Source organism: Kribbella sp. CWNU-51, assembly GCF_054073265.1.
On sequence record NZ_JBSXMZ010000023.1, the window covers coordinates 35,647 to 48,335 of the forward strand.

The window sequence follows — 12,689 nt, forward strand, 5'->3', positions numbered from 1 at the left end:
CGACAGGATTCTCAGGCCTTCGGAGCGAGGCTGACGGTGACCACGTCGTCCGGAGTCACCGAGCCGGGCTGCGGAATCGCCTTCGCGTTCTCGAGCAGTTTGATGATCGTCTTCACCCGGTCCACATCGACCTCACCGAGCGGGCCCTTGAAGTCACTCGGCTTGGTGTAGTCCTTCATGATGGTCAGCTCTTGGGTGGCGACCGCGAGATCGGTGTTCGGCACGTACTTCTTCAGGATCGCGGCGGACCCGGCCGGGTCGTCGACGGTGTCCTGCAGGCCCTTGAGCAGCGCACCGGTGAACTTCTTCACCTGGTCCGGGTGGTCCTTGGCCAGGTCGGAGCGGGTGATGATCGCGTTGCCGTAGAGGTCCGGCAGGGCCTTGCCGTACGACAGCGTGACCGCCTTGCGGTGCTTCGGGTCGGCCTTCTCGATCAGCGGCTGGCCGACGACGAACTGGCCGATACCGTCGACCTTCTTGGTGGCGAGCAGGTTCGGCAGCGCCGGCGGCGGCGACGGGATGAACTTGACCGAGTTCGGGTCGATGCCGACCGCGTTGGCGTAGACCGGGAACATCACCGTGTTGGTCGAGCCCGGCTGGTCGCCGATCTGCTTGCCGACCAGGTCCTTGGGCGAGTTGATGCCGTAGCCCTCGAGCGACATGATCGCGGCCATCGACCGCTGGTGGACCATCCCGACCGTGGTGACCGGCAGCTTCTGCTTGCCCAGGGTGATGACGACCGCGGTGAAGTCGCCGATGCCGTAGTCGGCCTGGCCGCCGGCGACCAGCTTCATCACGTCGACCGTGCCGGAGCCCGGGTTGATCGTGACGTCGAAGCCGGCGTCCTTGAAGTAGCCCTTCTCCAGGGCCACGTAGGCGTAGGCCTCCCGGCCGAAGGTGTTGAACGAGGTCAGGTAGCTGACCTTCGTCAGGCCGCTGTCCGCTGCCTTGTTCTTGTCGTCACCGCTGTTACAAGCACTGACCAGGGCGAGCCCCAGGACCGTCACCAGTGCGATGACGGAACGCCTCAACCTCATATCGACCTCTCTCGTCCGATATTTGATCAAACATCAAATATGGAAAGGTGGTCAATCGGCCCTCCGGGGACTTCACGGTGATTTCACATCCACCGCGCCGAGCCTCGCCGAGCCTACCGGCCACCTGTCCTGGAGCCGTTCCCCATACCTGTCCGTGGTCGGACCGGCATCCCGCCCCGACCACAGACCGTACCCGTCCGGACAGCAGATCGCGACGTCCACCGGCTCCGAACCCGTCCGTACCCCGTCAAATTTGCGTTAACCCTCACTTCCGGGCGACTCAGGCCACCCTCCGACGGGGGCCGGATCCAGGGGTTCCCCGCGATCCCTCCGGGGAGGGAGGTGGCCGGAGACGGGATTTGACACGATGAGGGGGTGACGGACGGACTGGTGCGTGGGTCGGCGCGTCCCGCGCGCGAGCCGGGTCGCCGGTCGTCGCCGCGCCGCTGGGCGTCGTACGCCGGACATGCGGTGACCAGCCTGGTCCGCACGTCGACGTACCTGCGCTGGGTCTATCTGCTGCTCGGCGCCGCGCTGGTCCTGGCGTTCATCCTGGTGGACAGTGCCCTCGGCTCGGTGGTCGAGGATCTCCAGTTGCCGAATGTTGCCGCCGGCATCGTCCTCGCAATCCTGGTGGCCGGGCCGCCGCTCGTGCTCGGCATGCTGCCGGCGGTTCGCGAGGTCGAGGGCATCGCGGTCGAGTCGCTGCTCGACGTACGGTTCGAGGAGCGCCCGCTCGGTCCGGCGCGGACCGGAGCCCAACGACGGCGTACGGCGGTCTGGTTCTGCCTGCACCTGGTCGCCGGCGGTGTCATCGGCATCCTCAGCACGATCGTGTTCGGGGTCGGCGCGATGTGGCTCGCGGCGCCGTTCCGCTCCCCCGGCCCGCACGACATCGTGCCCGGGATGTCGTACGACATCAGCGGCACCTGGACCGACATCTGGCTGCCGGCGGCCGCGCTGGGCGGGATCGTCGTGTTGTTCATGCTGTCCGCCGCGGTCGGAGCGCTGCTCGCCCACCTGGCGCCGCGCGTCCTCGGCCCGACCGCCGCGGAGCGGATCGAGCTGCTCGAACGGCAGACCGCAACCCTTGCCGAGCGCAACCGTCTGGCCCGGGAACTGCACGACAGCGTCGGGCACGCCCTCAGTCTGGTCACCATCCAGGCCGCCGCCGCGCGCCGCGTGCTGGCGACCGATCCGGAGTTCGCCGAGACCGCGCTGGCCGCGATGGAGACGTCCGCCCGGGCCGCGCTGGCCGACCTCGACCACGTCCTCGGCCTGCTCCGCGACGACCGGCGACCGGGTTCCCGAACCACTCCGCAGGCGACCCTCGGTGAGCTCGACCGGCTGGTCGACGCGACCAGGGCCGGCGGGATCACGGTCGAGCTCGAACGCTCCGGCGATCTCGACCAGCTGCCGGCGGCGCTGTCCCGGGAGGCGTACCGGATCATCCAGGAGGGCCTGACCAACGCGATCCGGCACGCCGGTCACCCTGCCGGTGCGCTCAGCGTGGACCTGTCGATCCGGCTCGACGCCACCGGACTGCGGCTCGCCGTGACGAACCCGGTCAGCGGGCCGGTCGACGGTCCGGCGGACCACGCGGGCGGCGGCCGTGGACTGGCCGGGATCCGTGAAAGGGTCGCCGTACTGCGAGGGACCGTGGACGCCGGCCTGACTGGGGAGACCTGGCGGCTCGCGGTCACGTTGCCGGTCAGCGTGACGACGAAGGGATGACATGAACCTGTCGGTGGTCGTGGTCGACGACGAGCCGCTGATCCGCAGCGGGCTGCGCGCCATCATCAACGCCGAGCCCGACCTGACGGTCGTCGGTGAGGCCGGTGACGGCGCGGAGGTGCTGCCGGTGGTCCGCCGGACTCGCCCCGACGTCGTGCTGATGGACGTCCGGATGCCGGCCGTGGACGGCATCCAGGCGACCCGGTTGCTGCTGGAGAACCTCGACCCGGCGCCGCGCGTCCTGGTCGTCACGACGTTCGAGAACGACGACTACGTGTACGACGCACTCCGCGCCGGCGCGTCCGGATTCCTGCTGAAGCGGACGCCGCCGGACGACATCATCGCCGCGATCCGCACGGTCGCCGGGAGCGAGTCGCTGTTGTTCCCGGAGGCGATCCGGGCCCTCGCGCTGGCGCACGTGGGCACGCACGCATCCCGGTCGACCGGCCTGGACGAGTACCAGCTGACCGATCGCGAGCAGGAGGTGCTGCGGTTGATGGCCCGCGGCCTGTCGAACGCGGAGATCGCCGAGGAGCTGATCCTCGGACTGCAGACGGTCAAGACGCATGTCGCCAACGTCCTGGCCAAGCTGAACGCGCGGGACCGCACTCAGGCCGTCATCCGCGCGTACGAGTCAGGCTTCGTGCCGCTGCACTGAGTCTCAGGTGTCGGCTGGGTCGACGGTGGCGTCGGCCAGGGCGCACGCGTTGTGCAGCGGGTCGATCGCGTCGGCCCTCATCGCCACGCGCTGCAGGAGCAGGCGGAAGCTGGAGCGCTCGGACTCGTCGAGAATGCCGAGCACCTCCTGCTCCGCGGTGGCCAGGCGGCGCTCGAGGTCGCAGAGCGTCTCCAAGCCCTGCTCGGTCGGCACGATCAGCCGCGCCCGCCGGTCGGCCGGATCGGGCTGGCGCTGCACCAGACTTGCCGTCTCCAGGTCGTCCAGCAGATAGGTCATCACCGTCCGGTCCACGCCGAGCAGCGCGGCCAGATCCAGCTGGCGCTTCGGGCCCTCGGAGTTCGTGGTCGCCAGGACCTGGTAGCCCCGCGGCCCGCCCGGTATGTCGTCCAGCGCGGCGGCCGCCGCCTTCGCGTACCGCCGGAACACCACGCCCAGCGCCCAACCGAGGTCGGACTCCACGGGCGCGCCGCTGGCGGTCCCGGGCTCGGCCTCTCGGGTGGCCCGGGTCGCGATCTCGGGCGAAGAACTGCTCACGTCCCCATCGTACGTGGTGTACGCCACTCGGAATACGATCTGACTTGAATATGTTCTGCTTCACAGACTATCTTCAGAACAGCCTAGCCCTCTCACACTCCGATGGAGATCTACGACATGAGCACCCTGTTACGCGTCGACGCGAGCATCCGCGTGGACGGATCGGTGACCCGCGCCCTGGCGGACAGCGCGGAGGCCGCCTGGAAGGCGGAGCACCCGGACGGCGTCGTGGTCCGCCGCGACCTCGGGCTGCACCCGCTGCCCGCAACCGCCTGGCCCGCGCTGGCCGGAGCCATGCTCGGCCAGGAGTCCCCCGCCGACGGCATGCCGGTGGCGGAGGCGAAGGCCCTCGCCGAGGAGCTCGCGGCCGAGGTCAAGAACGCCGACGCGATCCTGCTCGCCGTACCGCTGTACAACTACGGCATCGCACAGCATGTGAAGACCTGGATCGACCTGCTGCTGATCGACCAGGAACTGGTCCGCGGCCCCAGCCCGACGGCCGGCCGGCCGGTCATCTTCACGCTGGCTCGCGGTGGCGGCTACAGCCCCGGCACCCCGAAGCACGGCTGGGACCACGCCACGCCGTACCTGGAGCGCGTCTTCGGCGACATCCTCGGTATGAACGTCCGCACCGCCGTCGCCGAGCTCACCCTCGCCCCGGTCACCCCGGGCATGGAGGAGCTCATCGACGCCTCCAAGGTCTCCGAGTCGGAGGCCCACGTCACCGCCGAGGAACACGGCACCGTGGTAGGCCGCGAGCTCGTCGGCAAGGCCGCCTGACAGGTCGCGGACTCCCGCCATGTGGGTGGCGGGAGTCCGCCTAGGCGGGCCGCCAGGTCGACAGCGTGACCGACAGCGTGACGATCGCCGGTTCCGGGAGTACGGCGAGCCGCCCGGTGAGCTCCCGGTAGTTCACGTGCCGCGCGCTCGGCGTCATCAGCACCAACTGCTCGACCGCTGTTCGGTCGAGCCGCATCGTCTCCTCGATCACCTCGCTGCCGGACCGGGCGAACACCCCGGCGAACGTCTCCTGCAGCCGGCGCTCCTTCTCCTCGTCCACCGTCACGAGCCCCAGTACGCCGACCAGCTCGGCAAGGTGCTGCTGATTCGGTGTGACCACCAGCAGTGTGCCGTCAGGCGCGAGTACCCGGGCCATCTCGGCTGCGTTGCGCGGGGCGAACACGTTCAGCATCAGCTGGGCCGAGTCGTCCAGCAGTGGCAGCTCCTGCCAGGCATCGCACACCACCGACCCGATCCGTGGATCCGCCCTTGCCGCGCGGCGAGCGGCGTACCGCGAGACGTCCAAGGCGACGCCGCGCCGGCCGGTTGCGGTGCCGAGGACGCCGGTCAGGTAGTAGGCGGTGCCGGCGCCGACTTCCACCACCAGGTCGTTGTCACGCAGACCCGCGGCTGCGAGGATCAGCGCGTCCCTGATCGGCGCGTAGTGGCCGCTGCCGAGGAACACGGTCCGGGCGCCGATCATCCCCGCGGAGTCGCCGTCGATACCGGTCGATGCCGAGGGCAACAAGTTGAGGTAGCCCTGCTTGGCCAGGTCGTAGGCGTGGCCGCGCGGGCAGCGCGCGGTCCGGTCGGTCAGGGCGAGGGCGTCGCCGCAGACGGGACAGCGCAGTACCGCTACCAGGTCGGCTTCCACCGGCCCAGCCTCTCAGGTGATGTCGCGGCTGGTGATCCGGGCCCAGGCGGCGGTGTAGAAGACAGCCAGATACCCGGCCTGCAGCAGCAGGTTGAGACCGATGTCATGCCAGTACGGCGGATCTCGCAACAGGTCGGCGAACGACGACCAGCGGTACATCAGCAGCCACGGATGGATCACGTGGATCTGCGGGATCGCGGTCATGATGCCGAGCACGATGAACGTGCCGAACGTGGCGGCCATCGCGGCCAGCGGGGTTGACGTCAGCGACGACACGAACAGCCCGATCCCGGCGAGCCCGAGCAGTGACAGCGAGATCACCACGGCGATCCCCAGGGCGCGGAGCAGGCCGTCACCGAGCGAGACCGTCGTACCGGAGAGCAGGAGTACGTCGCCGACCGGGAACAGCACGAATCCGACGATCAGGCCGGAGACCCAGATCGTCATCGTCGCGGCCAGGCAGAACACCGCGAGCGCGACCATCTTGGCCGCGAGCAACCGGGAGCGCCCGGCCGGCGCGGTCAGCAGGACCCGCAGGGTGCCGAGACTGGACTCGCCCGCGAGCGACTCCCCCGAGATCACCGTCACGGCGGTCGGCAGGAAGAACGGCAGCGACAGCCCGAGACTCGCGACGATCAGGAACAGGCCGTTGCCGGCGACCTGGCCGAGGAAGCCCTCGGTCCCGCCTTCGGAGCCGGAGAGCTTGATCGCGATCCCGATCAGCAGCGGGACGGCCGCGAGTACGCCGAGGCCGACCTGGGTGCGGGCCCGCCCGAAGACGAGCCGCAACTCTGAGCGGAACAGCCCGAGGGTATGGCGGCCGGCGGACACCGGCCCGGCGACGGCCACTGCACTACTCGGCGACATCGAAGCCCTCCCCGGTGAGTGCGACGAAGGCATCTTCCAGGCTGGGGCGTTCCAGCCCGAAGCCGTGGATGCGGACGTCGGCGGCGACCAGCGCGGCGGCGAACTTCTCGATCGGCAGTTCGCCCGGGTCGCCTTCGACGGTCTCGGCAGTGGTCTTGAGGTCGGTGACGCCCAGGCCCTGGAGCGTGTCGGCTGCCTGGCTCAGGTCCGGCGTACGGACGATCAGGCGAGGCCGGAGCTCGGAGCGGAGGTCGGCGACGGTGGACTGGCGGACCAGGCGACCGCGACTCATCACGGCGGCGTGGGTGCAGACCTGCTCGACCTCGGCCAGCAGGTGGGTCGAGGTGAAGACCGTCGTGCCGTCGGCGGCGAGCTCGCGGATCAGGTGGCGGACCTCGCGGGTGCCCTGGGGGTCCAGACCGTTGGTCGGCTCGTCCAGGACGAGGAGTTCGCGGCGCTGCATCAGCGCGACCGCGATGGCGAGGCGCTGCCGCATACCGAGTGAGTACGCGCGGAGCTTCTTCCCGGCCGCGTTCGAGAGGCCGACCCGTTCGAGCGCCTCACCCGCGCGGGCCTTGCGGGTCCGGGGGTCGGCAGTGCGGTCGGCGGCGTCGAACCGGAGCAGGTTGGCCTGGCCGGTCCAGAACGGGTAGAACGCAGGGCCTTCGACCAGCGCTCCGACGCGTGGCAGGACCCTGAGGTGCGCCTTCGGCATCGGCTCACCGAGCAGCTCGACCGAGCCGGAGGTGGGGGCGATCAGGCCGAGCAGCATCCGGATCGTTGTCGTCTTCCCCGACCCGTTCGGCCCGAGAAACCCGAACACGCTCCCCGCCGGCACCTCGAGATCAACCGCGTCCACCGCCACCTGGCCCCCGTGGAACCGCTTCGTCAGGCCCCGAGTCACCACCGGGGTCGGTGTGCTCACGGTTAGCGGGGTGCCTTGGCTGCGGCGGCCTGCAGGGTGTCGGGGGTGACCAGGCCGACGAAGACGCGGCCGTCGTCGGTGATCAGCGCGCTCACCATCTTGCTGGTGACGACCTTGCCCGTACCCCACGAGCCCCGGACGGTCGGCGCCTTGGCCAGCAGCTGGTCCAGCGCTCCGTTCCCGGTGGTGACCGTCACGCCGCGCACCATCGCGACGCTCTCCCAGCCCTTACCGATCACGGTCGGCCCGCCCGACTTCGCCGTACCGGGCTTGCCCGGCTTCTCGCCCTTCGGACCGATCGCCTTCGGCGGCGTGCCCTGCTTCGGGATCTCACCGGCAGCAGGCGCCTTCTCCGTCACCTTCACACCCGGGGGCGGGGTGAACGCGAAGGTACTGGCAGCCGGTACGTCGAACGACACCGAGGAGAACCCGAGCTGGACGGCCGGGTCGTTCCCCGTCCGCGGCATCACGGTCACCTCGAGCGGGACCCACGTCTTCGAGTCGACCGCCAGCGTGACCGAGCCGACGGTCGTCTTGTCAGTCTTCGGCACCAGGCGCAGCTTGTACGCATCCCGGCCGGCGACCTTCTCCGTGCCGCTCACATCGCCCCTGGTGGTCGGGTCGATCGCGTCCAGGAACTGCTTGGCGACCGCCTGCGGGTTGTAGTCCTGCGGCATGGCCTTCTCCGGCTTCGACGTGTGCGCCGGGACAGTCAGCTTCACGGCCTCACGCTTGGACGAGTCGTACGCCCAGGCGGACTTGCCATCCGTCGTCCACACCCGCTCGGCCATGTTGTCGAGCACCGAGACCCGAGCCTTGTCCGGGCTCGCGAACGCAACCCGGGCAGTGTGCTCGCCGTTCAGCAGGTCGAGGACCTGGTTGCTGCCACCGCCCATGCCAGGGATTGCGGGCAGACCGAGATCCGTGGCGGAGCGGACGGTGCCGCTCAGGCCGTCCACCTTCGCGGTCTGCACCTTGGCGAGCAGATCCTGCGCGGTGATCCCGGGCAGCTTGGGCGAGGCATCGGCGACCACCGGCCCGAGTGCCCCCACACCTGCCACCACGGCGACTGTCGCGACCGGAACCAACCACCGTCGACTGCGCTGCGCTACACCCATGGCTCAAGACTCGCACCGGCGCAGGCCGGAACCAAGGGTCTCAGGGTCAGTTCACCCAAAAGAGTGAGCCCGGCATACGACCGTGGTAGTACACCGGACTCAGCTTTCCCTCAGCCGGCTCGCCGTACGGCGTGAATCAGCGGCCCTGCAGGGCGTCGAGGGCAACCGTCATCGCGGCGGCAACGCGGAAATCCAGGCGCTGGTCCTGGACGGTGATGTGGTAGCGATCCCGGACCGAGATCTTCCGCTCGACCGACAGTACCGGTTGCCCGGTGCCCCGATCGGTGAAGTCGAAATGGAAGATGAACGGCAGCGGGATCTCCCCGACGAACGGGACGAACTCCCAGACCCGGCGGACGATCGCGATGGTCGGGTTGCGCTCCGTGCCGTCCGCGTCGACGCCGGCGCCGCTGAGCTGCCAGCTGGACCGGAGCAAGCTCTTGCCGAACTCCTTCTTGAACCACCCGATCTGCTGCCCGTTCGCGTCGAACACGTCGTACCCGGAGCCGAGGTCGACCTTCTTGCGCGCCTTGAACGAGAACACCGGCTGGGACTTGGTGTCGTCGGTGTAGAAGGTGACCTGTTCCTTGAACGCCATCCGCTTCTGCTGCGCGAACGCCAGCAGCGGGCCGTCGCTCCCGTCCGGGTTGGCGGCGATCAGCTCGTACTTGTTAGCCATCATGGTGACCCGCTGCTTCATCGAGAACGCGGGCACGTACATGGTCGGCTCCGGTGTCATACCGGGAAGTCTGTCATCTCATCGGTGCAACTCATTCCACAAGCCGACGCGCCAACCCGCAGTCCGCGGGCCAGTCCGTCCGCCTCCGCTGACTGCTCTGCCGTCCGTACGACGATCTCCCCGACGCCCTGCATCGCCAGATCCCGTGCAATCTCGACTCCGAGCTCGACCGCCTCCACCGGCGTCCGCGCCGGCCGCCACAGCACCCCGAAGTCGGGTGCCGGTTTCTCAGTTCGCAGTACGACGACCAACGCGTCGGACTGCTCCAGGTCTCTCGCCGGATCGCCGCCCACGATCACTGTGATTCGCTGACGGCCTTCAGCTGGTACGGCGTTCTGCCCGGCCTGCAACGCATCGTCGACAATCGACGCGCGTCGGCCCCATTCCTCGTGGTGAACCGCCCAGGCGAGCGGCCGGCGAGCGGCCCAGCCCGCGCGCACCAGCTCGGGCGCGGCGGCGAACTCCTCCACGTGCCCGACACACAGGTAACCCACAAGCTCGATGTGAGCCGGGAGATCCAGCACCGCCGCGACCTCATCCGGCGCGAAGAACGAGACCCAGCCGACGCCAAGCCCTTCGGCGCGCGCGGCCAGCCACAGGTTCTGGATCGCGATCGCCGCGGAGAACCACGTCGTCCGCGGATCCGCGTGCCGCCCCAGCACATGCCGCCCACCCCGGCCCGGGTCGCAGGTCACCGCAATGTTCAACGGGGTATCGAGAATCGCCTCGATCTTCAGCCCGTCGAAAGCCCCGCGCCGATCCGCCGGCAACGACGCCGCGAACGCATCCCGCTGAGCCGTCGCCAGCTCATGCACCTTCCGCCGAGTAGCCACATCCCTGATCAACAGAAAGTCCCAAGGCTGGCTCAACCCCACACTGGGCGCCCGATGCCCCGCCTCCAGCACCCGCAACAGCACCTCGTCATCAACCGGCACATCCAAAAACCCCCGCCGCACATCCCGCCGCTCGGCAATCACCCGATGCACCACCGCCCGCTCCTCAGCCAGGTAGCCGGGGGCCGCCACGCTCGCCGGAGCCGGGCGAGTGCCGGGCCCCGGTAGGCGGCCGACGGCTGCGGTTGCCTGGGCGGAGCGACGCTTGGGGACGAGGAGCTCTGCTCCGATTGCAAGGACGGCCGCCTCCGCGACGCTTGGGATGCCGGTTAGTTGCTCGACCGCCTGGCTCGGGGTCGGCACCGGTTGGCGGGCCAGCTCTTCAGGCGCGGCGGTCTTGAGTTCGGCGCCGAGTGATGCCGTGAGGCGTTGCAGTCCCGGCTCGGTTTCACGGCCGGCGACCGTGACCACGTAGCGCACCGTCCCCGTGCCTGCTTCGGCGAGCGCACCGGCAACCAGGTCGCGGAGTTCCTGATAGCGGGTACCGGCGCGGAGGCCCACTCCTACGACGAGGTTCATTTCTCGAGGCCCGCATGGACGCGAGCCGCGGCGACGAAGCGGGCTGGGATGTCCGGGGTCGCCGTCCAGTGCAGATGCAGGTACGACGCGTGCAGCCGGGGCAACGCGATCCCCTCGACGCCACCCGGCAGGTACCAGGCCGGATCCACCTCGGCGTCGAGCTCGATCGCCGTACGGTGGAACTCGTGGCCCCGAACGCGGCGGCCCTCGTCGAGGAACGTGGTGGTTGTGGCGGCGATCGCCCTCCGGTAGCCGAGGGTCAGACGGCTCGTCATCCGGCCTGCGGCGGGCAGGACGCCGGTCATCGGGTGGCCGTCGAGCTCGCGGCAGAGGTACAGCAACCCGGCGCACTCGGCGATCACCGGGAGACCGGCCGCCACCTCGGTGGCGACCTGGCGGCGGAGGCCCTCGTTGGCGGACAGCGCCTCGGCGTGCAGTTCGGGGAAACCACCGCCGAGGTAGAGCGCCGCAGTTGCCTCAGGCAATGGATCGGACAACGGGTCGAAGGCAACCACTTCGGCGCCGGCGGCAACGAGCAGCTCTGTGGTCTCGGTGTAGTGGAACGAGAAAACCGGGCCGCTGGCAACGGCAATCACCGGACGCCCGTTCTCGGCCGGAGTCACCTCGGCAGAAGGATCCCAGGCCTCGACGACGGCCGGCGCGGCAGCTCGGGCGCCCGCGACGAACGCGTGCAGGTCGACCCCTTGGCGGACCAGTTCGGCCGCCGCCTCGACCGCGTCGGCCGCCTGCTCCCGTTGCTCACCGGCCGGGACGAGACCGAGGTGCCGGCTGGGCACGGTCAGGCGGGTGTCGCGCCGGAGGACGCCGAGCACCGGTACGCCGGTCGGCGCGACGCCGGCGCGGACCTCGGCCTCGTGCCGATCCGAGCCGACCTTGTTCAGGATCACGCCGACGATCCGCACCTCGGTGTCGAAGGCAACGAAACCCTGGACGACGGCACCGACACTGCGTCCGGCCGCCGACGCGTCCACGACCAGTACGACGGGTGCCCGAAGCAACTTCGCGACGTGGGCGGTGGAGGCATATCCCTCGGTTCCGAGGGCACCGTCGTACAGGCCCATCACACCCTCGACGACGGCGATGTCCGCACCGACGGCCCCGTGCGCGAACAGCGGCGCGACCCGCTCCTCCCCCGACAGCATCGGATCGAGATTCCGCCCCGGCCGACCGGTGGCGACCGCGTGGAACCCGGGATCGATGTAGTCGGGCCCGACCTTGAACCCCGCGACCGTGTGCCCGGCCTGCCGTAGCGCCGCCATCAGCCCGACGGCAACGGTCGTCTTCCCGGCCCCCGAAGACGGCGCCGCCACCACCACCCGCGGGATCACGCGCCCTTCCCCCGCGACCGTGCGCTCACCACTCGATGCCCTTCTGGCCTTTCTGGCCGGCGTCCATCGGGTGCTTGATCTTCGTCATCTCGGTCGCCAGGTCGGCGGCTTCGAGCAGCCGCGGATCAGCGTTGCGTCCGGTGATGACGACGTACTGGTGGCCCGGTCGGTTCACCAGCGTGTCGACCACCTCGTCGACGTCGACCCAGCCCCACTTCATCGGGTACGTGAACTCGTCCAGGACGTAGAGGTCGTGCGTCTCCGCAGCGATCCGGCGCTGGATCTCACGCCAGCCTTCGAGCGCGTCGGCGGCGTGGTCTTCGTCGGTGCCGGCCTTGCGCGACCAGCTCCACCCCTCGCCCATCTTGTGCCACTCGACCGGGCCGCCCGCACCGGTTGCCGCGTGCAACTGCCCGAGAGCCTTGAAGGCGCTCTCCTCGCCGACCTTCCATTTCGCGCTCTTCACGAACTGGAACACGCCGATGTTCCAGCCCTGGTCCCAGCCGCGCAGCGCCATCCCGAAGGCGGCCGTCGATTTTCCCTTCATCTCGCCGGTGTGCACCATCAGCAGCGGGCGGTTCCGGCGTTGCCGGGTGGTCAGGCCGTCCTCCGGAACGACCGTCGGCTGTCCTTTCGGCATC

At 69.6% G+C, this 12,689-nt stretch carries 13 protein-coding genes; 3 read left to right on the forward strand and 10 right to left on the reverse strand.

Annotated elements, in window-relative coordinates:
- Nucleotides 1–11 precede the first annotated feature (11 nt).
- Nucleotides 12–1,037 (reverse strand): ABC transporter substrate-binding protein, encoded by a 1,026-nt coding sequence (locus ACXC9Q_RS23990; protein WP_457058895.1) that lies wholly within the window; start codon nucleotides 1,035–1,037, stop codon nucleotides 12–14.
- Nucleotides 1,038–1,412: 375 nt separating this feature from the next.
- On the opposite strand from ACXC9Q_RS23990, the gene ACXC9Q_RS23995 reads away from it, so the two are divergent.
- Together ACXC9Q_RS23995 and ACXC9Q_RS24000 are read left to right on the forward strand one after the other, a co-directional pair.
- The gene (locus ACXC9Q_RS23995) at nucleotides 1,413–2,771 is read left to right on the forward strand and encodes a sensor histidine kinase (RefSeq protein WP_457058896.1); all 1,359 of its coding nucleotides are present in this window, start codon (nucleotides 1,413–1,415) and stop codon (nucleotides 2,769–2,771) included.
- A 1-nt stretch (nucleotide 2,772) separates the two neighbouring features.
- The gene (locus tag ACXC9Q_RS24000; protein WP_457058897.1) at nucleotides 2,773–3,429 is read left to right on the forward strand and encodes a response regulator; all 657 of its coding nucleotides are present in this window, start codon (nucleotides 2,773–2,775) and stop codon (nucleotides 3,427–3,429) included.
- Nucleotides 3,430–3,432: 3 nt separating this feature from the next.
- Here ACXC9Q_RS24000 and ACXC9Q_RS24005 read toward each other — a convergent pair whose 3' ends face one another.
- On the reverse strand, nucleotides 3,433–3,984 hold the full coding sequence (locus ACXC9Q_RS24005; RefSeq protein WP_457058898.1) for a MarR family winged helix-turn-helix transcriptional regulator: 552 nt from the start codon (nucleotides 3,982–3,984) through the stop codon (nucleotides 3,433–3,435).
- 117 nt (nucleotides 3,985–4,101) lie between these two features.
- Between ACXC9Q_RS24005 and ACXC9Q_RS24010 the strand changes: the two genes are divergently transcribed.
- Entirely contained in the window at nucleotides 4,102–4,764 is a 663-nt protein-coding gene (locus tag ACXC9Q_RS24010; RefSeq protein ID WP_457058899.1) for an FMN-dependent NADH-azoreductase, read from the forward strand.
- 40 nt (nucleotides 4,765–4,804) lie between these two features.
- On the opposite strand, the gene ACXC9Q_RS24015 is transcribed toward ACXC9Q_RS24010, so the two are convergent.
- From ACXC9Q_RS24015 to cobO, 8 genes are all read right to left on the reverse strand, one after another.
- Nucleotides 4,805–5,638 carry a putative RNA methyltransferase gene (locus tag ACXC9Q_RS24015; RefSeq protein ID WP_457058900.1) on the reverse strand — a complete coding sequence of 278 codons (834 nt, stop codon included), beginning with the start codon at nucleotides 5,636–5,638 and terminating at the stop codon, nucleotides 4,805–4,807.
- Between the two features lie 12 nt (nucleotides 5,639–5,650).
- Nucleotides 5,651–6,505, reverse strand: coding sequence for an ABC transporter permease (locus ACXC9Q_RS24020; RefSeq protein WP_457058901.1), 855 nt, complete (start codon nucleotides 6,503–6,505; stop codon nucleotides 5,651–5,653).
- On the reverse strand, nucleotides 6,492–7,430 hold the full coding sequence (locus ACXC9Q_RS24025; protein WP_457058902.1) for an ATP-binding cassette domain-containing protein: 939 nt from the start codon (nucleotides 7,428–7,430) through the stop codon (nucleotides 6,492–6,494). Before ACXC9Q_RS24025 ends, ACXC9Q_RS24020 begins: the two co-directional genes overlap by 14 nt.
- Before the next feature lie 2 nt (nucleotides 7,431–7,432).
- A complete protein-coding gene (locus ACXC9Q_RS24030; RefSeq protein WP_457058903.1) occupies nucleotides 7,433–8,548 on the reverse strand; it encodes a LolA family protein in 1,116 nt (371 codons plus the stop codon).
- 136 nt (nucleotides 8,549–8,684) lie between these two features.
- Nucleotides 8,685–9,287 (reverse strand): hypothetical protein, encoded by a 603-nt coding sequence (locus ACXC9Q_RS24035; RefSeq protein ID WP_457058904.1) that lies wholly within the window; start codon nucleotides 9,285–9,287, stop codon nucleotides 8,685–8,687.
- A complete protein-coding gene (gene bluB, locus ACXC9Q_RS24040; protein WP_457058905.1) occupies nucleotides 9,284–10,699 on the reverse strand; it encodes a 5,6-dimethylbenzimidazole synthase in 1,416 nt (471 codons plus the stop codon). Before bluB ends, ACXC9Q_RS24035 begins: the two co-directional genes overlap by 4 nt.
- Nucleotides 10,696–12,048, reverse strand: a complete 1,353-nt coding sequence (locus ACXC9Q_RS24045) for a cobyrinate a,c-diamide synthase (RefSeq protein ID WP_457058906.1) — start codon at nucleotides 12,046–12,048, stop codon at nucleotides 10,696–10,698. The genes bluB and ACXC9Q_RS24045 overlap by 4 nt, the downstream gene beginning before the upstream one ends.
- Before the next feature lie 25 nt (nucleotides 12,049–12,073).
- Nucleotides 12,074–12,688 carry a cob(I)yrinic acid a,c-diamide adenosyltransferase gene (gene cobO, locus ACXC9Q_RS24050; RefSeq protein WP_457058907.1) on the reverse strand — a complete coding sequence of 205 codons (615 nt, stop codon included), beginning with the start codon at nucleotides 12,686–12,688 and terminating at the stop codon, nucleotides 12,074–12,076.
- Nucleotide 12,689: the final 1 nt, after the last annotated feature.

Excerpts from the sequence above, each read along its gene's own strand:
- ACXC9Q_RS23990 (WP_457058895.1), bottom strand. The coding sequence starts at position 1,037 with ATGAGGTTGAGGCGTTCCGTCATCGCACTGGTGACGGTCCTGGGGCTC.
- ACXC9Q_RS24000 (WP_457058897.1), top strand. The coding sequence starts at position 2,773 with ATGAACCTGTCGGTGGTCGTGGTCGACGACGAGCCGCTGATCCGCAGC.
- ACXC9Q_RS24010 (WP_457058899.1), top strand. The coding sequence starts at position 4,102 with ATGAGCACCCTGTTACGCGTCGACGCGAGCATCCGCGTGGACGGATCG.
- ACXC9Q_RS24020 (WP_457058901.1), bottom strand. The coding sequence starts at position 6,505 with ATGTCGCCGAGTAGTGCAGTGGCCGTCGCCGGGCCGGTGTCCGCCGGC.
- ACXC9Q_RS24030 (WP_457058903.1), bottom strand. The coding sequence starts at position 8,548 with ATGGGTGTAGCGCAGCGCAGTCGACGGTGGTTGGTTCCGGTCGCGACA.
- ACXC9Q_RS24035 (WP_457058904.1), bottom strand. The coding sequence starts at position 9,287 with ATGACACCGGAGCCGACCATGTACGTGCCCGCGTTCTCGATGAAGCAG.
- bluB (WP_457058905.1), bottom strand. The coding sequence starts at position 10,699 with ATGAACCTCGTCGTAGGAGTGGGCCTCCGCGCCGGTACCCGCTATCAG.
- cobO (WP_457058907.1), bottom strand. The coding sequence starts at position 12,688 with ATGCCGAAAGGACAGCCGACGGTCGTTCCGGAGGACGGCCTGACCACC.